Raw genomic sequence first — 22,717 nt, 5'->3', positions numbered from 1 at the left:
TGCGCGTACGACTTGCGGCTGCGACAACGCGCGTGCCACCGCCGAAGAGCTCGTCCGGCTCTACAACCAGCTTCCCGGGTAGCCATGGTCATCTCCCGTGAGCGCGGCGCGGTGATCTTGCGTCAGGCTCTTACTCCAGGACGCCCGCAGGGAGTTGGCATCCAAGCGCTGCGGCGAGGAGCCGGTAGTGGGTCGGCGCCCAGCCGGTGCGACAGGACTGGCAGATGCAACCGTCTGCGGTAATCTGCAGTGCGGCTTGGCGGACGGGTTCACCGGTGGCGTCCGGGCGGTGGACGGTGCGGACTCCGCAGGCGGGGCAGGGCGCGACGAGTTCCCAGTGACGCTTCGGTTCGAGTAGCGCTTCGCCGCTGTTGGCCCAGCGTTGAAGTTCGGTGATCCAGTGGTGCAGGGCTTCGGAGTTTGCGGGTGTCCACCGCATTGCGGCGAGTTGGTTGAGGCGTCGCACTGTGTCGGGTTGGCCGTTGTCGGCACCGGCGTCCGGGCACCAGGACCCCACGGTGGTGTCGACCTCGGTGAGCCAGTCCAGGCCCTCGACCCAGGCCGGGGGCAGGCTGCGTGGTCGCAGCATGCCGCCGCTTCCTAGTCGCGCGGCAAGTTCGGCACGGACGCTGTCGTACACCGATTCTCGGTAGCCGCTGTGGGTTTCACCGTCAGCGTCGGTGTGAGTGTGGTAGCGGTGGCCGATGAGGTCGTGAACGGCGTCTTCGAGGTCGCGGGTCAGACCTAGTGCGGGTTCGATGTCGGTCATCCGCCTGAATCCCCCTGTGCCACTTTACCGCTCACCATGTTGTCTACTGTAGCGCGCTTCGATAGATAACATGGTGATGCGCCAACGTGACCCGCCATACGCTGCAGTATCCGTGTTCGCGCTTCTCCGCTGTGCGGTGCACTCCAACATGTTTCACCGACTGGCTGCCGGTCGGTCAGCTGGCGCGATAGAAGTCGGCTTGCAGCGCGGCGAGTTGCGTGCGCTGGTGAACGCACGCCTGTTCGACCCATTGCTCCAGCACCGCGACGACTTCGGCTTCGTCGCTCAGATAACAGAGCTGCCTGCCCTGCACTGGGTCGAGGCCGAGCAGTTCCCAGGCCAGCACCGGGATTGATCGCACCTCACCTTGCCATGTCACCATTCCGGGCAATGGCCCCCACACGGCGCCGCTGAGCTCGACCGTCCACCCGGCCACGCAGTGCGCTACTCCTTCCGCGCGGTCCTCCCGCCACACGGATTGGTCGTGTAAATGCGGTTTGGTCCGCAGCGTGTTGAGTAGGAGCCGGGCGAGCGGCAAGTTCAATAGGACCGGTCTTCGGATTTGCACAACGAACCCCCTTTTTGGCCGAGTCGAGTCGGCCATTGTCGGTCGACCCGCGGGTGCCGCCGAAATGTCGGCGCCGCGGGCATGGTCGGACTTGCGAAGTGTTGCGGAGGGCGTTCATCCAAGCGAGCGAGGGCGGCAGCTGTACGCCGAGCCGTTGGCATGAGATCCGTTATGCAGGAACAGCTTCCGCGTCACTCACTCCATGATGTGCGTCACCTTCATCGAGGCGGTGGCCGCGGGTGGAGATACGATTAACGGTTGCCCCGCGAGGTGATATCTCCGGTTCAGATCTTGCGGTCGGCGGCGCGATGATCATCGATGCTTCTTCGAGATATTTGTACCGATCGATGACATCGCTTGCGGCCCAGCGGTTCACGTCGATGCTCATTGACCGAGTCTCGATTTGTGCCGGTGTTCTAGTCAAGATCATCTAGGGGACAACGTGTCCCGGCGATCCGAAAGGGGAGGCAGGCGTTGGAAGAGGTCACGAAGGCAGTCGGTCAGTGGTTGAGGGTGCGCCGCCTGCAGGTCGGGCTGGAGAAGCCCGAGGACCTTGGAAACCTTGTGGGTCTGAGCGCCGATCAGATCAAGAAGGCCGAGAATGGCACGCGCACATTGAGCATCGCATCGTTCGAAGCGATCATCCGGGCTCTCGCACTTCCCACGTGGTGGGGTCGGATGATTCTCGCCGTTACCCGTACCGGCCTCATCCCATCGAGCGTCTCCATGGACTACCCGATCGAGGCTCGGGACCTACGGATCTTGGAGGCGTACCCCGGGCCGGCATGTTTCTATGAAGTCCCGCTGTTCAAGGTGAAGGCAGCAAACAGTAAGTACCTGAATGCATTTCCTGGTCTGGTTCCTGGTCGATGCATCGTCGAGTGGTTGGTGAACGAGCCTGCCGCGCGCGAGGTCCTGACGAACTGGTTCCTCGAGGCGGCGTTGATGACGCAAGGCCTCAAACTCATGTCGCCAGGCCTGGTGCCGCAGGAGGAAGTCGATGCCGTTGTCGATGCCTGCCGCCATGCGCCGGAGTGGAACAGCTTGTGGAATGCGGAGTTTCCCCAGAGCTGGGCATCGGTGGGAAGCGCCCTGGAACACTCCGTCATCAAGGATCTCGAGACCGGAGAGGAACAGCCGATGTGGGTTTCTCTGGACGTAAGCGAGCTGCCATTCAAACCTTGGTGGATCTACCACCTCACGCCCGTCGACGGCCCGCTTGCCATCGCGGTGTAGCCCGTACCTGACTTTGGAAAGAAGTTGAGTCGCCATGCGTACAGCGAAACGCTTTGCCTGCCAAGGCAGGATGGCATGGTGTCAACTGCACTGAGATCGGGCATGTGGCACGCCGATCGGCGACGACGCTACGCCTCGGCCTGGCATCCGTAGTCAGCGAGGTTCGCTTCCGCCCAAGTTTTCGGTGCGTAATCGCTCGAACTCTGTAGCGCAGTGCGAAGAGAACACCGTCACCGTGTCGCGATGATCGCGTACCAGCTCCCGCAGCCGCCGCTGATTTTCGACCCGCAACCCACGCAGTGTGTCCACCGACCGCTGGAAAGCGCTCGCCCCTAGCGGCATGCGCGGCAGGTCTTCCATTTGGCCGTGATAGGAGTATGCGTCCCCTGCGTGCAGCAACCAGCCGTTCCCGGTGTCGACCGCAACGCCGACATGCCCACGGGTATGTCCCGCCAGCGGGACCACCAGTAGCTCTGGAGGAAGGCCTCGCAACTCGCGCACCGCCCGGAAACCGAACCAGTGGTCATCGCGGCTGTCGGGCTCCCCGTAGGTCGTCCACTTGGGTCCGTGCTCGATCTGCACTGGCCGATATCGGAATCGTTCGCGACCTCCGTACGGGCCCGTCATGGCATCCAGCTCGGCCTGATAGACATGTACATTTGCGTCCGGAAAGTCCGCCAGGCCACCTGCGTGATCCAGGTCCAGGTGGGTCACGATGATGTCGCGAACGTCCTTGCGCGAGAATCCCAATGCCTGCACTTGCCCGGCAATCGTTTGGTCGAGAATGGGGTTCGTGCGTCGTATGACCTGCCGCCCCACCCAAACTTCGGGCCTGACCAGCGCCTGCTCCCCGTAGCCGGTGTCAACCAGAGCCAACCCTGACGGGTGCTCGATCAGCAGGCAGTGATTCGCGACTTCTGCCCGGCGCAGCACTCTCGGGCGACCATCGATCAAGCGGCCCCCAAAAGGCCGCGTTCCCCCGCCATCCAGATGATGGACACGCACGAATCTTGCCCCTCCCCGATCTCGGCGACTAGTCGGCCACACTACACGCTGGATCGCCCCAAGCGAGAGATCCAGCTGCGCACTGTTACGTTAAACCCTTGTGGTGGAGGAGCATTCGCTGCACTAACCGCACGCTAAGCCACGATCGGCCCCGCCACATCCAAGACAACGGCGAGTAGCATCAGACCGAGCAGTGGCCACGCCCACAACAACTTCCAGCCTCTGATCAAAGCCAGCACGTTCATCGCAACGAGGGCTGCGAGAATTCCGATTCCAGCGACCGCCAGAGCGATCCATGCGGGCGTTGACATTCTTTCGCAGATGCCCGCACAGTTTCCGACCTTCTGCCACGGCAAGATCAAGAACGTCATGGCCAGGTACATCACGGTGCCAACCCAGGACAGGAGCGTCACCACGACTTCGGCGATCCGCAAGACACGTTCCATCGCGATTCCCCCTCAAAGTGCAGAGATCGTAATCGGAATCCTCTCCGCACCTCAAATGCGCTCGGATTTCCGGACACCGCGGTAGCCGCCATCGGCGAGCAACGGTCCGACGCTGACGGCGGCGGCCACCGCATCAGATGTCGATTGCCGCCCCATTGTGGGACCACCACGTTGCCACTTGGGGAACCACCGACAGCAGTACAGAAGGGAACGGGTTATCGCATTGCTGATTGACTGAATCCGCGTTCCCAACAGCCGATATGCGGCAATACAGCATGTTTTCGTAGCGTTGTTGTCGCGTGATTCAGCAGGAAGTTTCGGCTTGCTCCTGACGTAGCGTCAGGTCCTAGCGTCGGCGGTACCAGCGCAAGGTGCGTCGGTGGAAGTGAGATGGAAGCGGATGGACGAGACGGGAATCGATCAGGTGTGGAAGGTCGGTGAGCTCGCGACCGAGGCCGGATTGACGGTTCGGACGTTGCATCACTACGACCGGATCGGGTTGGTGCGCCCGGCCGGGCGCACCAATACCGGTCACCGGCTCTACACCGAAGCCGAAGTCCAGCGCCTGTATCAGGTTTTGGCATTGCGTCAGCTGGGTCTGGGATTGGACCAGATCGCGAACGTGCTCGCGGGCACCACGTCAATGGCGCGGGTGTTGGCCGCGCATCGCGATTGTCTGGCTGCTCAGGTGGTTGCGATGCAGGACCTGCACGCCCTGGTGGCGAAGCTGGCGACAACTGCGGAGACCCGGCCCGACATCTCCGCGAATCACTTCCTGGAATTGATCAGGAGGACTGTCATGGTCGACGACACCGTCAAGCAATACTTCACCCAAGAGAATGCCAAGGCTTTCACCACCCTCTACTTCGCGCAGCTCACGGCCCGGCAGAGCACACTGGAGCTTTGGTATGCCGAGGATGCGCAACTCACAGTCGGGGACACTCCGTACGTGGGCACGACGGCGATCTTCGAGCAGCTCGTCCGATTCCCGCAGGCTGGGTACAACGTCAACGCGATTGATGTCCAGTCAGCCACCGATGCCTCTCCGCTTCTTCGGGTGACTGGAAATCTCATGCTGGACGGAACTCCAGATGCTCGCCCGTTCGAGACATCATTCACGCTGAACAACTCCTCGATGATCGCCGGCCAGACCTTCCAAGGCATCTAGATCGCGATTGGACGATCCCGCCAGACCTTCGTGTCACGCGATGCCACAAATTGGCTTCAGCTGAAGCGTGCGTTCTCAGGTCGCGCGCATCTCGGCGCGACAGTGCGTTCGGTCGCCGTCGACAAGATCGGTCTCGCCTAGCGGATCTGAAACATGTTCCCTCGGCGGATTAGCTGCTGTCGGTGGTCCCGCGACTGGCAGGGCGTCGGCAACCGACATCAGACTCACTGCTGGGCGACGGACCGACCGCCGATCGTTGTGCCTGATCGGCAGTCGGATCCACCAATGAGTTATTCCACTGTCGCAACGACCATTTGGCCGGTGACCTGTTGGACGAACAGGTCTGGGTCGACGTGCCCGTCGGCGCGGTGGCGTGCGCCATGGTCACCGATTTCGATGTTGACGCCGTACCCGTCGACGGCGGCTCGGTAGTCTCCGGCCTCGCTGTCGTCGTCGATAACGGACATGAGTTGTGCTCCGACGAGGAACGATTCTCGAGACGGTGGTTGTGGTGTGCCGGGCGGGAAGTACCGGAACAGCGCGGTTTCGGAAATAGGGGCGGGTCCGGAGCCTGTGTCGATATCCCGCTCGACGTGCATGACCGTGACATAGTCGGCGTCGCGCCAGGGTCGTGAGAGCCGATAGGCCCAGACCGGTCCCCGGTACACCTCGGCCGCGGGGAACGGGAACCGCAGCGCACACCCGTCCGGTGGCGCGGGTGGGAGCGGCACGGGTGACGGGGCACGAGGCTCGCGCAGTAGTGCGGCGATGTCGATATCGATGACGATGACGCCGGCTCGGGCGGCGCGTATTTCGAGTGGTTCGAGGGGGCCGTGGAAGGTTGAGCCGGGGCAGATGATGGGGCTGGTGTCGCTGGCGTAGTCGTAGGCGTCGAGGATTCGGTCGCAGTCCTCGCATCCGCAGTAGAGCTGTCGCATCATCAGTAGCGTTTTGCGGATTGGTAGAGAGTGCCATTCGTCGTGGCAGTGCGGGCATATCTCGCGTGCGCCGCTATCGGGGACGGCCGCGAGTTGTTCATCGACGAGGGCGTCGATCTCGTCGACGAGGGCGCGGTCAGGTGTTGGATTGTGTTGTGGCATCAGCGGATTCCGAGTTCGTCTAGTTTTTCCTCGAGCGCGCCTGCGGCGGCGTCGGGATCGGTGTGGATGGCGCGAAGGTGACGAATGCGCCCAGCCTGATCGCGGTAGACAGTGGTCGCCGCCCATCGTTCGGGTTGAGCACCGTGCGACGGCAGCTTCGCGATGGTGATCGGGTTGCAGGTTCCGGGAGGCAGCAGTGGCCTCATAACCTGCTCCCGGCGACGCCTCGGATGCGCAGATCGGCGACGTCGATCGCGTCGCACCATCGGTGTCCTTTGCCTTCGTGGGATTGAACGACGTTGAGCCACAACAGGTCTTGACCCCACACGCCGAAACGCACGAAATGCATGACCGTGGCGGCGGCGCTGAGGGCGTAGGCGTCGTGTTCGGCGAGCAGCTCGGGATCGGCACCGAGGTCGAGTAACGCGCGACCGATCAGCCGTGACCCTTGCCAGTGGCCATCGGCGTCGCGCACGACGTAGCGGTCACCGTGTGGGTGCTCGGCAGCGGTGGGGGTGGTGGCATCCGGTGTGGCCGCGACGAGTTCGCGGACCTTCTCCACCAGCGCGGTGGCGGTGATGACGGCACTCATAACAGCTGCCCCTTGCCGATGCGGTCGATGGCCTCGGTGAGGTCGTCGAGGGTGTTGGTGGCGAAGAACAGCTCGTCGGCCTGGCGCACCGTGAGTCCGAGCCGTCGCCTGGCGTAGGCGCTGGCGCGCAGGTTGCGGCCGGTGGTCAGATCGCGGGCGGTGGTCAGGTCCGGGGCCAGCTGGACCGGTGGGCAGGTGGTGTCGTCGGCCAGGCCCGCGGTGCGCAGTGTCATCGAGTCGTAGGCCCAGGCGACGTCGGGGTCGAGTTCGACGACCCACCCGGCGAAGCACATCGTGGTCCGGCACACCGGCGCACCCGTATCGGCGTGGATGATGTCGTGGATGTGGATGAATCGGTAGGCCCGCTGGTCCCATTCCATACCGGGGTGGTGCGGGTGGTCGGGCAGGTGGGCGATCGTGTCGAGCACGCGGCGGGCGAACCGGATATCGGGGGTGGCGCGGCGGATCATGACCGAACCCCGTGACGGGCAGCGGCTTCGATGCCGACGAGCCGCCCTGCGGTAAGTAGCCGCATGCGCGAGCCGGGCAACCAGGTGGCCTGGCAGCACGGGCAGTACCCGGTTTCGCGTTCTTGCCCACCGACTTGCGTGAGCCCCGGCTCGAGGGGTTGCGCCGGGCAGGTGGGGCAACGCCGCCCCGACAGCAAACGCGTCAGGCTCGACACGATCCGTGACGCGGTCGACTGCCCAGAAGCCTCAGCGCTGTCGTGCGCTTCCGGGCAGTGCAGTTCCATGACGATTTTCATCGCTTCTCCCGTAGATGCAGTATTCAATTCGAACAGGAGATTTCGATGGTGCTAGCCACAATGAAATCCCCTGGCTCACAGTCTATTTCACTGAATTTCGATCTTCAATACCTCCATTTCGTTGTTGAGCAATACAATTCGTCTCCCTTATCCGTCGAAGACTCCTCGGCTTCGGCATAGGTGGAAGTAGTTCGCGGACGGCGTCCACGGCAGGCCATGAGTGGAGTGGTGCAGTTCGTGCGGGAACAGGCGCTCGTCGCGGGCGTAGCGCCATTGGCGCAGGTTCACCACGGTCGGATGCTCTTCGTCTTCGTGCCCGCGTCCGGGGACGATGCCGTACCCGAACTCCGGCCAGCGCAGCAGCAGTGACGACCCGATCGGGCGCACCGACCGCGACCGGCCATCGGCAGCGTGCGGGATATGTCCTTCCAGGATCAGCGTGAACCGGTATTTCACGCGCAACCGATCCAGGATCCGCACCAGCTCACGGGCACCATCGGCGGCTTCGGTGTCCAGGGCGTTGAGCCGGTACAGCGGCCCGGCCACGACGAGCACGGGTTGATGGGCGGCGATGGCGGCTTCGATGCGGCGTAGTTCGCGCGGATCCTCGAGTCGTACGCCGTCGGGGCGGGCCTCGATGCGCAGTTCGTCGTTCCAGTCAGGGTGCGGGTGGTTCTGCTGGTCGCAGACCGCGTCGACGCGGGCGACGATGTTGCGGTAGCGCCGGCGCAGCTGACCGGGAAGGTTCTCTGCGTCGATGACCAGCACCCGATGCGAACTCCGTTGCGGCGCACCGTGACCGGTGATCGGGGCGGCGAGGAACGGGTGCAGGCCCGCGGTGACCGCGCACGCGATCTGGGCCAGCAGCGTGGATTTCCCGAGTCCTTCGATGCCGGTGAGGATCATGCGGTCGCCGTACTCGAACAACTGTGGGATCAGCCAGTCGTAGGAGTCGCTTCCGGCCAGCAGCTCGGCCACCGACGGCGGCAACGCCGAAACTCCCGGTGCGGCAAGGTCGGTGAAATCCACATCGAGCCCCTCGCGCGCGCGGGCGACGACTTGACCAGTTAACGACAGGTCCCCGGTCTGGTGCAGGACGTGCAGTTTCTGGATCATCCGGGTGGCTTCGGCGACGGCGGTGCGGGCGTGCCAGAGGGTGATGATGCGGTCGGCGAAGTACGGGACCGATCCGGGTATGCCCTTGCCGAGCATCTGGAGGGTGAGCGTGCGCAGTTGCTGTCGACGGTCGCCGAGTTCTCCCCTACTGCTGGCCTTTTCGAGGATCACCGCTGGGTCGGCGGGCTGTCCGTCGCGCAGCACGTCGACCAGGGTGGCGTGCAGCAGTTGGTGTGCGGGCTGGTAGAACGCGTCGGTGGGGATGTCGGCGACCATGCGCGCGACGTCGGTGTTGGCTTCGGTGTAGAGCGCCGCGCCGAGGATCTGCTGTTCGGCTTCGATATCGCAGATCTCTGCGCGCTCCCAGTGTCCCCCGGTCATAGGCGCGCTGCTTGGATGCGTTCACGCAGTTTCGAGGCCGCCCAGACGCCGGAATTGAGCATCGCGGCCAGCTCGGTGCGCAGTAGGTCCTGGTGCACTCCATCGCCGAGGAGCACTTCGAGTTCGGCGCGCAGGGACTCGCGAGCGCTGCCAGGTGCGCGGCCGCCGTGGCGGGTGATGGCGTCAATGTGGTCGCGGGCCAGCCGGAACGCCATAGCCCGGACCTCGCCAGGGGTGACGGGGTCCGGGACGGGCAGCCGTTGCTGCGCGGCGGCCATACGGCGGGCATAGCCCGTATCGCCGTGCGGGTCGAAAAGCCGGTCTACCGTGGGGTTTTCGCCCACCTCGCCGGTATCGAGAAACTCGGCGCGAGCATCGATCAGCGCAGCGGCACGATCGAGGTCGGCCTGAGCCTGGGCGCGGCGGACGGCACCGGCATGCGGGTCTGCCAGGACTTCCACGGCATCAGGTGCGAGTCGGGCCAGCACGCGTTGGCGCATCGCCGGGGTCGCCGGGATCTCCGGGGCGGCGGCATTGAGCCGGTCAGCGACGTCCTCGCCGCCGTGGCGTCGGCGCAGTGCCGGTCTCGGCGGTGGGAGCGGTTTTCCTTCCCGCGCGTCACGAACCGCAGGGTTGTCTCCCAAAGGAATAGAAGGATATATGACTTGTAACTTGTGAGACGCGTACGCGAGGCCAGCCCCGGCGTCAGTGGTTTCGCTAGCGATTTCGGTGGCAGTTTCGCTCGCCGATGCGCTTGTGTCCGCCGCTCTCACCTGCCTCCCCGATTGACCTGCTGATCTGGCCTTTTCGCCCTTTCCAGAGTGGTCGCAGTAGTGGTTTTGATGCTTGCGGTAGTCGTGCATGATGCTGAAACCTTGGCGACATGGTGTCGCCACTGTGCACGCACCGTGGCGGCATGGTGTTGCCGTGGTGCATGCGTGGTGGTGCCAGGATCTCGCTGTGGTGAAGACGTCACGGATGCGTCGTGGCGCCATCTTGCGGGTGTGGGCGGTGGCGATGATGCCGTTGGTGCGGTTACGGGCGCAATAGATCCACAACTCGATCAAAGTCAGTTTCGCCACCGGGGACATCGGTCCGGTCTTGTGGTTCTCGAGGAAGTCGAAACTGACCTTGATGTAGCCGCGGGTGTCCTTGCCAGCTCTGGTGGCGCGATCGGCGTAGAGGGTTTGATGCTTGCCGTAGTCGTGCATGAGGTAGAAGCCCTGACCGCACGGTGCCGCCACCGTGCACACGCCATGCAGACATGGTGTCGCCGTGGTGCACTCGTGGTGATGCCAGGATCCGGCCGCGGTGAGAACGTCTCGGATACGTCGCGGCACCTTGCGAGCTCGAGAGGTGGCGACAACACCGTCGGTGCGGTTACGGGCGCAATAGATCCACAACTCGATCAAAGTTAGTTTCGCGACCGGCGACATCGGTGTGGTCTTGTGGTTCTCGAGGAAGTCGAGGCTGACCTTGATATAGCCGCGGGTGTCCTTTTTGATCTCGTCCCGGGATTCAACGGGCATCGGTGTACTCCGAACAGCGAGGCGCTGCAATGGCATCCGGCACCGGAATTCTGGTGCCGATGCAGCCGACGATGAACACGGAATCAACGACGGCGGCGTTAGTCGGTCGGTTCGACATCACGGGATTCGTGTTCACCGTCGTGCCAGCGGCGTTCGGTCACATGGGCACGGCCGCGACCGCTCTCGATGAGATAGCGGCACTCATACAGCACGCGCACCACCTGGCCGTTTATATCGCGGCATTGATGGACGACAGACCATTCCTGCCCGTCGCCGAACGGGTCACGCTCGCCCGACAGCGGCAGTCGCGCTGGTGCACTGGCGATCTCGTGCGCGGTCATGGGCGGCTCCGGACCGGTGTGTACACCGAGGGGTGTCTCGGTCCCGCAGCTCGGGTCCTCGATGAGCGGATGCGGCCCCGTTTGAGCGCGATCCCCACCAACCAGACGGCTGTGCCGTCATCGAGCGGTGATACCTGCGCGAGGGTAAACGGCTGCCCCTTCTCGATCAGCGCATCGAGGCGCTCGCCGATACGCTGCTCGGCCGGAGACAGGATCAGGCAGTCATACCGAAGTATCCGGGTCTGCAGGGTGCCCACAGTGATTCCGAGTTTGCGGGCAATCGCCTCATGGCTCATCAGCGACCGGCGTAGAAACCGGTACTCCTCGACGAAGACCATGCGGGCGTCCTCAGCGGCGATGCGTGCGGCGCTGGGCTGTGAACGCCCGCGGCGGGGGCTCATGCCGACCTCGGCTGCGCGAGCTCATCGAGGTATTGGTGGTAGTGACATTCCCGCCACCGCAGTGGCCCGGAGTCACCGTTGAGCCGGAACCCCTTGTCCGCCAAAGGATGCGGCTTCACCTGCGCCCGCCACTGCAACACCAGCTGCTTGGTCACCTTCAACCGTGCCGCGATCTCAGCGGTATCGAGCAACCCGTGCTCGCACCCATGTGCGTCACAACGTTTCGTCATTTTGTTCTTCACCCCCTCTCCTGTCCGTGGTTCTCGGAGGTCTCGGCCGAGTCGTGGCGCCCGGCCTGCTTGGCATCCACCGCCTCCATGGCGGTCTTGATCGCCACGATCAACTCCCGCAGCGTGGTCGCAGAACCTTCGAGGTCGACCGTGGGTGCACCGAGCATCCGATAGGACTCGATCTCGAGGTAGACCGCGCGCAGCTGATCCATGGATTCCACATCGAGGATCCGCTGCCGGAACTCCGCCACGGTAGGGACGTCTTCGCCGCCGTCGAGCCAGTCGGCGATCTCGTTGGCCAGCTCTGCACCAGGGGTGGGGATCACCTGGTTGGTCAGAAACGGCAGGCGGGTCTTGGAGATATGCAGGTTGTTGCGCAGGTCGAGGTCGGCGACGATATCGAACTCGAACTCGAGGCCCTCCCGCTGCACCGGTCGGGTGCCGACCTTGCGCGGCACCGAGCGGCCTCTGCCGTCCTCGTCGACGACGTATTCGGTCTTCGTGCGCATAGTGACGATCAGATGCCCTGGGAACGTCAACATCGCCTCGACCATCCGGCGCTCGTCGGGGTTGGCTTCCTTCCACCCCGAAAAGCTGTTACTGCCCGATTTGCGGCGGTCGACCTGCTCGAGCATCCCGTCCTGGCCCATCCAGTAGTGCGACCACGAGTCGATGATCAGCGTGGTGAAGCCCTGTCCGGCCGCTACACCCAAAATCTCGACCAGGCTCACTGGCGAGAACCGCTCCGGTTCGACCGTCTGCCACTGCCAGCCGTTGAGGCCCTGATACTTGCTGGCGCTGCCGTGCTCGGTGTCGACCATGCCAACGACGCCGCCATCACGCTGCGCCCATTCCGAGGCCAACGCGAGGGCGGTATAGGTCTTGCCTGACCCGGACGGACCGGCTAACGCCATGCGCGCCTTGCTCTTTCGCCGGACCGCTGGCTTGAACTCGAACGCCATCACCACCACCCGGACGATGGATAGACGGCGAGCCCGGCCACCAAGACATCGGTGGCCGGGTTAAACTGATACCGCATAACTACTCCCGTAGATGTGCACCGACCCGGCGGAGTGCTAGCCCGCCGGGTCAACCCTTTTCTCCCGTAGACGAAAACTGTGCTCAGGTCTGTTCGGCTATCCCTTCTCCTCGATCCGGAACATATGCTCGGCCGGGACATCCAGTGCCGCAGCGAGTTTCGCCGCCAGCTCCGGGCTACACGAACTCCGCGCCCCCGACCGCAACAGACCGACGATGCTTTTGCCGCACCCGGCGCGCTCGGCCAGAACCCGCACCGGCACACCCTTGGCCTGCATCGCCTCACGTAATGCTGTCCGGGACTTCAACCTCGCCCGATAGACCATCCTGGCCTCCCTCCAGTGTCCTCCTACCCCTGAGCAAACAGTAACAACAGAACCCAATCATGTCTACTCAAACCCACTTCTATGAGATACATCGGCCCAGCTAGATACGTAAGATGGTTTAAAATAACTGCACACATGCGCTCGATACCTCACCGATACCTATTTTGGTGTGGACACATGCCCTACGCTTGTGGACATGCCACGCAAGCGCGCCATACCCGAGCCCTGGGCCTCCGCCATGGCCGCAGCGGGTATCACCAGCCGAAACGAACTCGCCGACACCGCCGGTGTCCACCCGACCACCGTCAGCCGGTTGATCGACAACCCCGAGCACCCATCCTCGATCGACACCATCCGCGCCGTCGCCCAAGCTTTGAAGCTCGACGTGCGCGATGTCGCGCACTGGTCCGGAATCGCACTCGAGCTCGACGAGGCCTACATCCCTCCACCGGAAGCCGCGCTACTGGGCCGCGAGCAACGCAAGCTCGTCAACGATCTGATCCGCGCGCTCGCGGCGACGAACCGACATCCACGGCCGCCATTGAAGATTCAGACCACCGGTGTTGTCGTCCTATCCGGTGACTAGCTTGTTTCACGACTGGCCCCTGTGGCCTGCCAACCTGAAGGGCTCAGGCACAACCCCGATGGTACGTACGAACAACGCACCGCCGATGCGCAGCCGCGTGGACGTCGCAACTGGCCGTCAGTGGGGAGCGTCGCTGGCCACTAGCACACGAGCTGTCACCCGATCATGTCGCGTCCGCCGGAATTGTTCCGATCAGCCGGTCGTTTTGCAGCCACTCAAACGCTCTTGCAAGTGGCACAGACGTTCAAGTGTTTGGCTTTCTGCCGACGACTACGAAGGTCCTGGGCGGTGTGCGCCTCGGAACTCGCGTACCTCGTATTCCCGGTACAAGGCGTCCCGCACAGGTACTCACCCAGTGGACCGGCGATTTCCAATGGTCCTCTGTGGATTTCGGTCGAGCGAGCCCGAGGGCTGACTCGCCCCGGCCCTGTCCCAGTCGTTGATGTGGCAGCGGCTTGGAGCTACTCCAGCTCCGACTCATCGTGGTGATGGTCCGGGTCACCGCTGCTGTGCCTTGCGGAGAAAGTCCAGTGCCATGGCCTCATTTTCGTGGTCTCCTGCTTCGCGGAAGAGTACCGCGGCGTGTCGATTGACGGTGATGGCCTCGTCCAGCCGCTGCGTATCCACGAGTGCGGCGCCGAGGCTGAGCAGCGCGACGCGCTCGCCCTCGTGGTCGCCGTTCTCCCGGCAGACCGCAAGAATCTTCCTGATGGCGGGCAGGCTCTCCTCTGGCCGGTTCAGGCTGGCAAGGGCAGAGACGACGTTGCACAAGGCCGCAGCCTCATGGTCACAATCGCCGGAGGTGCTGAAGATGGTGGCCGCCCGACCGCTCGGTTGCAGTACCTCCTCGTAGCGTTCCATTCGCAGCAGGGCAACACCGAGGTTGGCCAAAGTCGCGCCTTCGCTTCTCCGTGCACCTAACTCCCGATAGGCCGAGGCTGCCTGTTGATAGGCGTCGACGGCGTCCTCGTCCCGCCCGGTGGCCACGAAGGCGGAGGCCAGATTGTGGAGAGTGTTGGCGTAGTCGGTGCCGCCGCCGGTCCTGTCGATGATGGTTAGGGCACGCTGGCTGGCTTCTATGGATTCGGGGTACTGCTTCTGCTCCAGGAGCGCCCGGCCCAGGTTGCTGAGTGCCTGACCCTCCAGGTTGCTGAGTGCCTGACCCTCCAGGTTGCCGAGCAGCCTGTTGTCGCTGCGCGGTCCGTACAACTCGCGTATTGCGGTCACCGCCTGCTGGTTGACGGTGACGGCCTCCTCAAATTCTTGCACGGCCAGGAGGGCAGGACCGAGGTTGAGAAGTGCCGCGGCTTCGACTGTGCGGTGACCCGTTCGCCGCCCCAAGGCGACGGTGCGGCGGCTGACATCGATGCACGCGGCGTACTGCCCGGCCGTTAGGAGGCGCGTACCGACCTCAGTCAATGCTTGGCCCTCGGCCTGGTAGTCGCCCATTTCGTGGAAGATCGCGGCGGCCCGTTCGAAGGCTCCGGCGGCTTCCTCGTTACGGCCGAGGTTCTCGAGTGTCTTGCCGAGTTCGTTCAGTACCGTGGCGGCGCTGCGGGAATCTCCGGCCTGCTCGGCGGCTTGAGCAGCCCGTTGCGCTACGGAGACGGCCTCGTCGAGGCGTACCAACTCGATCAGAGCCGCGTGGACCCGTCCCAGTGCGAAGCTTTCGGAGCTGTGATCGCCGTCCTCGCGGAAGAGGTCGGCAGCCCGTTGCCCAACGGCGATGGCCTCTTCGAATCGGGACATCTCCACGAATGAGGCCGCTGTGGCGAAAAGCGCTCTCGCTTCGCCCCGCCGATTTCCTATGACGCGACCGATCTCGGCGGAACGTTGCATGGGTTCGATGGATTCGGCGAACCGGCGCAGTCTGAACAGCGCGGTCCCGAGCCTGTATAGCGTCTGGTGTTCGTGTTCGGTGTCGCCGGCCGCGCGCCATTTCGCTGCGGCCCGCCGGTACGGTTCGATGGATTCTTCGATCCGGTTGAGCCGGTCCAGCGCTTGGGCGAGGTTGGCCAGCGCCATCGCCTCGCCGTGCGCCTGATCCGGAATGGCCAGTTCGTCGAAGATCGAAGCGGCACAGCGCGAATGCTCGGCACTCTCGTCGGGGCGGCCCAGTTCCAACTGGGCGGCGCCCAGGTGCGTGAGGGCCCAGGCTTCGTGCAGCCGACCGCCCGCACTCCGGCTGACAGCCAGTGTCCGCTCGCTGACCGCGGCGGCATCCGCGTGCTGTCCCGACTGGATCAGGCTCTCGGAGATTCCCAGCAGCGCCTCGCGGTGCCGTCTCTGATCACCGGCCGCTTCGAACAGCTCCGCCGCCCTTTTGTAGGCGCGTGCGGCTTCGGCCAGCCTGCCCACCTTCCCGTAGGCCCTGCCCAAGCCGAAGTAGCTGTCGGCCTCCTGCCAGGGACGGCCACTGTCTTCGTACTCGCCTTTGCCCGTCCGCTGATAGGTGGACGCCGCCTGCTCGAGGGCGGTGATGGCCTCGGTTGTCCGTCCGGTCGCGAGCAGGGCCGAGCCGAGATTGAACAGGGCGAGTCCTGGGTAGGGTCCCCCGTCGAGTGCCGCGTCGAACTCCTGGCAGATCGCAATGGCATGGTGGCTGGCCGTGATGGCTTCGTCGTATCGCTGCGCGTCGAGCAGGACGCCGCTGAGGCTGCTGAGCGCCGCGGCTTCGGCTTTCCGGTCACCGTCGTCGTGTGAGATCTTCGCGGCGCGTCGACATGTCGTGATGGCTTCGTCGGCGCACCTGTTTCTTGTCAACAGGGCACTGAGATTGAGCAGCGCGGCGGCTTCGTTGGTGCGGTCGTTCAGTTCGTGGTAGAGGGCGGCCGCGCGCCGGGCGGCGTCGAGGACTTCGGGCAGCTGGGTCCGTCTATACGCGGCCCCGCAGAAGTTGAGCAGCATAATCGCTTCGTTTTCGCGGTCGCCAGCCTGGCGATACAAGCCAGCGAGCCGGTAGGTGAGACGGGCCAGCTCGGGTTCGGAAGAGCGGGTCACGAGAACGGCGTTCAGTTGCGTGTCGGCGGCCTCACGGTAGGCGACCAACGCATCGTCGGCGCACCCGAGCCGGGACATGCTGTCGCCCAACACCTCCAGGGATCTCGCTAGCCGGTGTTGATCGCGCACGGAGCCGCCCTCGGCGAGTTGACGAGCGAACATGACGGCTTCTTCTGCCGGGACGAGCGCTTCGTCCCAACGATCCAGAGCGGAGAGAAACCGGCTCAGATTGGTCAGCCACAGCACCAGATCCGGCTGGTGTGCCCGAGGGTTGGCCGCAGCCAGGCGCCGATACACGTCGACGGCCTCGACCTGCGTCACCGCCGCTCGTTCCCGAAGTCCCTGGCCGAACAGCGCCCTGGCGAGGTTGTTCAATGACATGCCCAGAAGGTCGAGGTACTGGCCGGGATTGGCCGTGGCCAATCGCCCACCCCACTCGACGGCTTCCTCGGCGGCAGCCACGGCATCGGCCTCGCGGCCGGGGTCGTGCAGCAGGCCCGCCAGGTTGGTGAGAGTGATGGCGAGATCGTATCCGTAGCGGCCGGGATCGGCCTCGGCCAGTTCGCGACAGATCCGCACCGCTTCCTCGCTGACCGGCAGTGCCTCGTCGCCACGACCGGCTTGTGTGAGCTTCGTGCCCAGCCCGGTCAGCGATCGTGCGAGGAATTCACGCCGCATCGGGTTGTTTTCGGCCAGTTCGCGGTGGATCGAGACGGCCTCGCGGGCCTGCGTGATGGCCTCGCGCCAGCGTCCTTGTTGACCGAGTGCGTTGCTCAGGTTGTTCAGTGATGTCGCTAGATTGATGCGGTGGTGTTCGTCGTTCTCGGCCAATTGCCGGTAGAGCCGCGCCGCTTCCGCGTCGGCCGTCACCGCCGTCGCCCATTCGCCGGCGTTGCTGCGGCGCGTACCCAGCCTCATATACAGTCCAGCCCGCTGCTCCGCATCGGTGGTCTCGGCCAAGTAGCGCGCGGTCAAACGTTCGACCACGCTGAGGATTCCGACGTCCAGGTCGGCGTGTGTTCCTTCGGGCAGCTGCGGTTCGATGGTTTCCAGGACGGTCAGCAGTTCGGGGCTGGTGTCGTCTTCGTGGGCGCCGATGCTGGCGATGGCGGTCAGTGCGACGCTGCCGCCGTCGAGGGCGACGGCGGGGTGGCCGGACAACAGTGGGTAGAGGACCTTCGTGCCGAGATGGGGCCATCGGTCGGTCGCGGAGGCCAGAAACGTGAGCGCGCGAGGAGCACAGTTGGCTGTGTCCGCGGCCGTCAGCAGCGTATCCGCGACGCCGGTCGCCCAAACGTCGGTAGGGTAGTCGGTCACCGGGTGGCCAGGAACCAGCAGCGCCAGGAAATCCTCCGCGAGCCGGTCCGGGATCATCGGTTCCAGCGCCATCGCCGGATCGGTTGGCGGGTAGCAGACGGCGTGGTCTGCCAGCGCGTTTTCCGCCGCTAGCTCGGGGATGAGCCTGTCGAGAATCAGTTCGGCCGTCCGACGTTCGGTAGGGCCGGTGAGGATGGCGGTGAACACCACGCGCGCCATGTCGGTGTCGGAGGTGTGGTGGTCGATGCCGCGATCGCGGTTCTCATACAACTGCCGCCAGTTCTCGTACTCGCGGTCCAGGAGATAAGCGCTCAAACCCACCATGTCCGTCGGCGGCCTTCGACCACAAGCCGCCGCGTCCACCGCGACCAGCGCGGCCACGTGGACTGCCAAGGTCGACCCGAAGTCGGGCTGTCCGAGTGGTCCTGGCGGCGTGATCGCCGCCGAGTCGACCACCTCCGGGTAATGGCGAGCGAAGCAGTCGCGCGCCGTGGTGTACATCCGGTTACGTGCCTGGTCGTTCTCCGGCAGGGGTGGCAGGAGCTTGGCGGAAATCTCGAACCCCGTCCCTAGTCCGTTGAACTTGCCCCGTAGCGCAGGCAAGGAATTCATCGATCTGCCGATCAACAGCACCCGCACCTTCGTCGGCTCGGGTTGGGTCAACAGGCTGTTCTGCATCAGAAAGCCCAGGTCCGTAACCGGCCACCGGTCGGCATAGTCGACCAGCAACAGGACACCGACAGTCTGCTGGCCCAGCCGCAGATCCTGGCTGCCACGGTCCGGTGCGCGGGTCACGGTGCCGTGAACCGCGTCCACGACCTTCCAGCCGACCCGTTCGGCGTCACGAGCGAGCTGCTGGGCCAGCCGGGTCTTCCCCTGGCCACCTTCCCCGTGCAACCAGTGCGCGGACCGCGTTTCCTCCGCGTCCCGCCAGGCGATCAGCTCGCGCAGTTCATCGTCCCGACCGGTGAACTCGACGAGCTCGGCACGAGCATCCAGCATCCGGCTGGGTTGCCGGCGCAGCCGCGACGCGTCCGATCGCCGCAAGCCGAGGTGTTCGAACAGCAGATACACCGGCCGGCCATTGCCGAAGACGTGGATATCCGCGCCGATCACGCCGTAGGCGAACCCACCAACGGCAATGATCTGTTGGCTGACAGCACCCGGCTCGGATGGGTTCACCGTGACTCCTGCTCGCGGCCCCGGCTGACGTTGCCAGCCAGGGCGACTGGCAGCGTTCGACGTGAGGCAAGGGCCCTGATTGTGGTAGACATTGCCGCCATATACGCGGTCGCCTGATCGCGGACAATGGCCTGCTGATGTCCCAAGGGATGACGGTCATCGGACAGATGACGCGGCGCATTGTCGCGGCTACCGGCCGCCTCAGCCAAGATGGGTGCAGGGTAGTCAAGTCAGTCTCCCTGCGTACAAGCTTGGCGAGGGGCTGGTGGCGCACAGCTTGATCGAGTTGGTTCCGTTGCCCGATTCGCCACTGCGTGGCAAGAGCAGAAAAGTAGGGGTCAGCCGGGTTCCGGGCGCGGACGGGCCGACAGGCATTCGAGCGAGTTAGAGGATGCTCAGACACAATGACAGGCGGTCGATGCGCCGCAACCGGTCGCATTAGTGCGTGCCGGAACGGTGTCTGTCAACGGCCAACTCATCAAGCGACTCACCGACGACTCGACCGCAAAGGAGGCCGCATGGAAATTGCTGATCATGCGGACGCAGGTTTGCTGGTGAGGTCGTTGTTAAAGAGGTTACCGTTCTGTACGACGTTACCGTTCTGTGCGACAAAGGCAATACCGTTTCCACGCACGATGACGGTTTGGCTCTGAGCTGGTTGTTCCTCGGGCTGCTCCGGCGTCAGATCCGTGCGCAAGCTGGCGCGCTCGTCGTCGCTTTCGTTGGTAACCAAGCCCTCGTCCGCGTCCAGTTGTGTCTGGACAGTGCGCTCCTGGTCCGCACCTAGCCGTCCGAACAGACGTGAGATTCTCGCACGGGCAGCGCTGAAGCCACTGGCGGCCGTGGCCCCCGCCAATGCGATAGCGCCTTCCTGGGCGAGCTCGCCAAGTTCGTCGACAGTGGTGGGCAGATTGGTCACTTCAGCTCCTCACATGGTGGGTAGCCGCGTGCCGACACCCACTATCGCGCAGTCCGATCACACCCCGCAGCCAAACCGCAGGTCCATCACCACTGAACCGGTAATCAGTTGAGCGCCACGATTCCTGACGCACGTCGGCTCGGCTAGCGGCTCGATGATACTGGCCAACACCACATTCCGGAACACCTCGACACCATCGGCCCCATGACGGAACTTGAACGCCTTGTAGCCCGGCCCAACGCGCCTCACGGATGCCTCGCCACCAGCCTCGATTCACACAGGCTCACTGAGGATTTCGGATGGACCCCGTTCAAGATCAAACTCGCCCTGACCCGTTACCAAGCGCTGGCGGGCCGCCGCCGCGAGCCCCTGCAGCTCCGCCTCAGTGGGGGCCAACCCCACATGCTGAGGCATGCGCGGCTCGGCACCGAGCTGCTGTCCAGATCCTCACCGAACACGAGGATAAAGCGTTCTCCCAACCGAAACTATTTCACGCAGCTGAATCAGACGGAATCACTTCATTACCGAAAGTGACTGCACCCCAGTAGAATTGGCTTGTTGAACTCCGGCTAGCACCGGAAGTGTGTATCTACGGGAGAACAATTGAACAGGCACTACTTGGCGTGCGTCCACAGGTGGCACACCTGATGGCGCGCGAACGCATAAGACCCGGCAAGCATGGGAAGATCACCACCACGCCCGTATACAACTCCGCCGGGAAAATCGTCAGACACATCGCAAAGACCTATTTCCGAGACACCGACGGGGAACTGCGTCTGGTCACAGCCAGTGGCCGCAGCCAGCCCAAAGCCAAAGCAGCACTGGACGATAAGATCAGCAGCCGCGTTGCTCCCTCGAACGCGGCGGTATCGTCGGAAACCCTGATCGTCGCGCTTGCCGACCGCTGGCGAACCAGAATCGAACGATCGAACCTATCGGCGAATACCAAACGCCGATACGGCGAGATCCTCGATCTGCACATCGTGCCTGAACTCGGCAAACTCACCATCGGCGAATGCACCAGCGCCGTCTTGGAAGGCTTCCTCGACGACCTCGGAGAGCGGATCGGAAAACCCACCGCGAAACTGGCGAAGACATGCCTATCCGGAATGTGGACCATCGCAAGCCGATACGGGGCAGCACCGGGCAATATCGTCAAACTGCTGGCCCCGATCCCTGTGGATGACAAGCCCGTCGTCGCGTGGTCGACTACCGAAGTCCTCCGCATTCGCGCGGCGGTGCGCCACGACGAGCAAGCCGTTCGGACTGGAATAGCCGACCTCCTCGACACCCTGCTCGGCACCGGAAGCCGGATCGGTGAAGCACTGGCGCTCAAGTGGAAACATCTCGACCTCGATGGCCCCAAACCCAGTGTTCTGATCGAGGGGACCGTCGTGCGGCTGCGCGGTGGCGGAATGTTCATCCAGCCTCATCCGAAAGGCGGTCCCAACGGCAAGCGACGGCTGTTCCTGCACAACTGGACCGTACAGAGGCTGGCGGCTCGGCGTGCGCTCGTGCCGCACGACCCGGAGGATTTGGTCTTCCCATCGGCGCGCGGCACCCTGCGAGATCCGCGCAATGCGCGCAAGCAACTCAAGCGGATCCTCACAAGGCTCGGATTCACCGAGATTCCCCAGAACCCGCATACCGCCCGCAAGACCGTCGGCACACAGCTGGCCGAAGACGCCGACGGCGGCCAGTCCGATATCTCCATCGCCGCAGCTCAGCTTGGCAACACCGAGGCAATCACGCGTCGCCACTACGTCCAGCGAACTCACGTCGGTCCTGACGCTCGTGAGCGCTTCGACGCCTTCGCCCTCCCCGACGAAAATGAAGAATAAATAGAGAGTTGGCCCCAAATAGGCACGCTTCCACATGCCCCCCGGCTCGCTGACCTGGGGGTTTGTGGGGCGGGCGGGGCTCGAACCCGCGACCAATGGATTATGAGTCCACGGCTCTAACCGACTGAGCTACCGCCCCGTGTGCGTTGGGGATGGTACCGGGTGGGGTGGGGTGGGCACCAGTCGGATAGGGGTGGCGTGGTGCCCCGGGGTGGGGATGGATGGTGGTTAGGGTGGGGGTGTAACCCCGAACTGGCTGGAGGGTGGGCTGTGGCGAGTTTGTTTGCGAATGTGTTGAAGGTGCATCAGTGGGTCTATGAGAACAGTGGTGGGGTGGTGGGCATCGGGTGCTGTTCGGGAATCCGACGTTGTTGTTGCGGACGGTGGGGCGCAAGACGGGGCAGGTGCGGACGTCGGCGCTGACGTATGGGCGGGATGGGGCGGATTATTTGGTGACCGCGTCGAATGGTGGGTCGCCGCGGCCACCGGGGTGGTTGGCAAATGTGAAGGCTGAGCCCGAGTGCGAGATTCAGGTCGGGCGGCGCAAGCTGGCGGTGATCGCTCGGGCGACGTTGCCTGACGATCCGGATTACGCGCGGCGCTGGGCGATCGTCGACAAGGTCAACAAGGGGCGCTACAGCGAGTACCAGAGGATGACCAAACGGCCGATCGCGGTGGTGGTGTTGACTCCGGTCGGCTGAGTTCAGTCACTTTCCCAGCCGTCGTAGTCGTCGTCGACATCATCACGGTCCCAAGCGGACTCGCCGCGCGGCGGGCGGCTGGCCCACTGCACGATGAGAGCGACGAGACCGAGTACGACGAGGACGACGACAACGACAATCAGCGTTTCCACGCGGGGC

The 22,717-nt window shown here is 64.1% G+C and carries 24 protein-coding genes, 1 tRNA gene and 1 pseudogene; 6 read left to right on the top strand and 20 right to left on the bottom strand.

The window, feature by feature from the left end; all coding sequences use genetic code 11:
- Positions 1-130: 130 nt before the first annotated feature.
- From NA5_RS24235 to NA5_RS24225, 3 genes are all read right to left on the bottom strand, one after another.
- The gene (locus NA5_RS24235) at positions 131-769 is read right to left on the bottom strand and encodes a DUF7341 domain-containing protein (protein ID WP_062989879.1); all 639 of its coding nucleotides are present in this window, start codon (positions 767-769) and stop codon (positions 131-133) included.
- 175 nt (positions 770-944) lie between these two features.
- Positions 945-1,205: a hypothetical protein gene (locus NA5_RS24230; RefSeq protein ID WP_157110601.1), complete on the bottom strand. Its 261-nt coding sequence runs from the start codon at positions 1,203-1,205 to the stop codon at positions 945-947.
- A gap of 301 nt (positions 1,206-1,506) precedes the next feature.
- A complete protein-coding gene (locus NA5_RS24225) occupies positions 1,507-1,725 on the bottom strand; it encodes a hypothetical protein (protein WP_062989876.1) in 219 nt (72 codons plus the stop codon).
- A gap of 86 nt (positions 1,726-1,811) precedes the next feature.
- Between NA5_RS24225 and NA5_RS24220 the strand changes: the two genes are divergently transcribed.
- Positions 1,812-2,573 carry a helix-turn-helix domain-containing protein gene (locus tag NA5_RS24220; RefSeq protein ID WP_062989874.1) on the top strand — a complete coding sequence of 254 codons (762 nt, stop codon included), beginning with the start codon at positions 1,812-1,814 and terminating at the stop codon, positions 2,571-2,573.
- A gap of 153 nt (positions 2,574-2,726) precedes the next feature.
- Here NA5_RS24220 and NA5_RS24215 read toward each other — a convergent pair whose 3' ends face one another.
- Together NA5_RS24215 and NA5_RS24210 are read right to left on the bottom strand one after the other, a co-directional pair.
- Positions 2,727-3,527 carry an MBL fold metallo-hydrolase gene (locus NA5_RS24215; RefSeq protein WP_245672372.1) on the bottom strand — a complete coding sequence of 267 codons (801 nt, stop codon included), beginning with the start codon at positions 3,525-3,527 and terminating at the stop codon, positions 2,727-2,729.
- Positions 3,528-3,712: 185 nt separating this feature from the next.
- Entirely contained in the window at positions 3,713-4,024 is a 312-nt protein-coding gene (locus tag NA5_RS24210) for a hypothetical protein (RefSeq protein ID WP_062989871.1), read from the bottom strand.
- Between the two features lie 400 nt (positions 4,025-4,424).
- Between NA5_RS24210 and NA5_RS39500 the strand changes: the two genes are divergently transcribed.
- The gene (locus tag NA5_RS39500; protein WP_084484379.1) at positions 4,425-5,192 is read left to right on the top strand and encodes a MerR family transcriptional regulator; all 768 of its coding nucleotides are present in this window, start codon (positions 4,425-4,427) and stop codon (positions 5,190-5,192) included.
- A gap of 290 nt (positions 5,193-5,482) precedes the next feature.
- On the opposite strand, the gene NA5_RS24200 is transcribed toward NA5_RS39500, so the two are convergent.
- The 11 genes from NA5_RS24200 to NA5_RS24150 form a co-directional block, all read right to left on the bottom strand.
- The gene (locus NA5_RS24200; protein WP_062989869.1) at positions 5,483-6,292 is read right to left on the bottom strand and encodes a hypothetical protein; all 810 of its coding nucleotides are present in this window, start codon (positions 6,290-6,292) and stop codon (positions 5,483-5,485) included.
- A complete protein-coding gene (locus NA5_RS24195; protein WP_062989867.1) occupies positions 6,292-6,498 on the bottom strand; it encodes a hypothetical protein in 207 nt (68 codons plus the stop codon). Before NA5_RS24195 ends, NA5_RS24200 begins: the two co-directional genes overlap by 1 nt.
- A complete protein-coding gene (locus NA5_RS24190) occupies positions 6,495-6,884 on the bottom strand; it encodes a hypothetical protein (RefSeq protein ID WP_062989865.1) in 390 nt (129 codons plus the stop codon). The genes NA5_RS24195 and NA5_RS24190 overlap by 4 nt, the downstream gene beginning before the upstream one ends.
- On the bottom strand, positions 6,881-7,354 hold the full coding sequence (locus tag NA5_RS24185) for a hypothetical protein (protein WP_062989863.1): 474 nt from the start codon (positions 7,352-7,354) through the stop codon (positions 6,881-6,883). Before NA5_RS24185 ends, NA5_RS24190 begins: the two co-directional genes overlap by 4 nt.
- A 443-nt stretch (positions 7,355-7,797) precedes the next feature.
- On the bottom strand, positions 7,798-9,147 hold the full coding sequence (locus NA5_RS24180) for an AAA family ATPase (RefSeq protein ID WP_062989861.1): 1,350 nt from the start codon (positions 9,145-9,147) through the stop codon (positions 7,798-7,800).
- On the bottom strand, positions 9,144-10,676 hold the full coding sequence (locus NA5_RS24175; RefSeq protein WP_062989859.1) for a hypothetical protein: 1,533 nt from the start codon (positions 10,674-10,676) through the stop codon (positions 9,144-9,146). The genes NA5_RS24180 and NA5_RS24175 overlap by 4 nt, the downstream gene beginning before the upstream one ends.
- Before the next feature lie 98 nt (positions 10,677-10,774).
- On the bottom strand, positions 10,775-11,017 hold the full coding sequence (locus NA5_RS24170; protein WP_062989857.1) for a hypothetical protein: 243 nt from the start codon (positions 11,015-11,017) through the stop codon (positions 10,775-10,777).
- Positions 11,014-11,418 (bottom strand): hypothetical protein, encoded by a 405-nt coding sequence (locus tag NA5_RS24165; RefSeq protein ID WP_062989855.1) that lies wholly within the window; start codon positions 11,416-11,418, stop codon positions 11,014-11,016. Before NA5_RS24165 ends, NA5_RS24170 begins: the two co-directional genes overlap by 4 nt.
- Complete coding sequence (locus tag NA5_RS24160; protein ID WP_062989853.1) at positions 11,415-11,660, bottom strand: hypothetical protein; 246 nt, start codon at positions 11,658-11,660, stop codon at positions 11,415-11,417. Before NA5_RS24160 ends, NA5_RS24165 begins: the two co-directional genes overlap by 4 nt.
- A complete protein-coding gene (locus NA5_RS24155; protein WP_063813557.1) occupies positions 11,657-12,610 on the bottom strand; it encodes an ATP-binding protein in 954 nt (317 codons plus the stop codon). The genes NA5_RS24160 and NA5_RS24155 overlap by 4 nt, the downstream gene beginning before the upstream one ends.
- 174 nt (positions 12,611-12,784) lie before the next feature.
- On the bottom strand, positions 12,785-13,012 hold the full coding sequence (locus tag NA5_RS24150) for a helix-turn-helix domain-containing protein (protein WP_157110599.1): 228 nt from the start codon (positions 13,010-13,012) through the stop codon (positions 12,785-12,787).
- Positions 13,013-13,208: 196 nt separating this feature from the next.
- Here NA5_RS24150 and NA5_RS24145 point away from each other — a divergent pair, with 196 nt between their 5' ends.
- Positions 13,209-13,598 (top strand): helix-turn-helix domain-containing protein, encoded by a 390-nt coding sequence (locus NA5_RS24145; protein ID WP_157110598.1) that lies wholly within the window; start codon positions 13,209-13,211, stop codon positions 13,596-13,598.
- Between the two features lie 498 nt (positions 13,599-14,096).
- Here the strand turns inward: NA5_RS24145 and NA5_RS24140 are convergent, their stop codons facing one another.
- Positions 14,097-18,296, bottom strand: coding sequence for a tetratricopeptide repeat protein (locus tag NA5_RS24140; protein WP_169811354.1), 4,200 nt, complete (start codon positions 18,294-18,296; stop codon positions 14,097-14,099).
- A 420-nt stretch (positions 18,297-18,716) separates the two neighbouring features.
- Here NA5_RS24140 and NA5_RS41385 point away from each other — a divergent pair, with 420 nt between their 5' ends.
- The gene (locus NA5_RS41385; RefSeq protein ID WP_169811353.1) at positions 18,717-19,214 is read left to right on the top strand and encodes a hypothetical protein; all 498 of its coding nucleotides are present in this window, start codon (positions 18,717-18,719) and stop codon (positions 19,212-19,214) included.
- 415 nt (positions 19,215-19,629) lie between these two features.
- Here NA5_RS41385 and NA5_RS24135 read toward each other — a convergent pair whose 3' ends face one another.
- The gene (locus NA5_RS24135; protein ID WP_062989845.1) at positions 19,630-20,016 is read right to left on the bottom strand and encodes a hypothetical protein; all 387 of its coding nucleotides are present in this window, start codon (positions 20,014-20,016) and stop codon (positions 19,630-19,632) included.
- A gap of 647 nt (positions 20,017-20,663) precedes the next feature.
- Here NA5_RS24135 and NA5_RS24125 point away from each other — a divergent pair.
- Positions 20,664-21,857, top strand: coding sequence for a tyrosine-type recombinase/integrase (locus tag NA5_RS24125; protein WP_157110597.1), 1,194 nt, complete (start codon positions 20,664-20,666; stop codon positions 21,855-21,857).
- A gap of 65 nt (positions 21,858-21,922) precedes the next feature.
- On the opposite strand, the gene NA5_RS24120 is transcribed toward NA5_RS24125, so the two are convergent.
- A tRNA-Ile gene (locus NA5_RS24120) sits at positions 21,923-21,996 on the bottom strand.
- 131 nt (positions 21,997-22,127) lie between these two features.
- Between NA5_RS24120 and NA5_RS24115 the strand changes: the two are divergent.
- Positions 22,128-22,558, top strand: a pseudogene (locus NA5_RS24115) (nitroreductase family deazaflavin-dependent oxidoreductase).
- A gap of 2 nt (positions 22,559-22,560) precedes the next feature.
- Here NA5_RS24115 and NA5_RS40595 read toward each other — a convergent pair.
- Positions 22,561-22,710: a hypothetical protein gene (locus tag NA5_RS40595; protein ID WP_157110596.1), complete on the bottom strand. Its 150-nt coding sequence runs from the start codon at positions 22,708-22,710 to the stop codon at positions 22,561-22,563.
- Positions 22,711-22,717: the final 7 nt, after the last annotated feature.

This window comes from Nocardia anaemiae NBRC 100462 (genome assembly GCF_001612725.1).
Lineage (GTDB): Bacteria > Actinomycetota > Actinomycetes > Mycobacteriales > Mycobacteriaceae > Nocardia > Nocardia anaemiae.
Note: the sequence above shows the minus strand (reverse complement) of the source record. Positions and strands in the feature narration are given on the sequence as shown.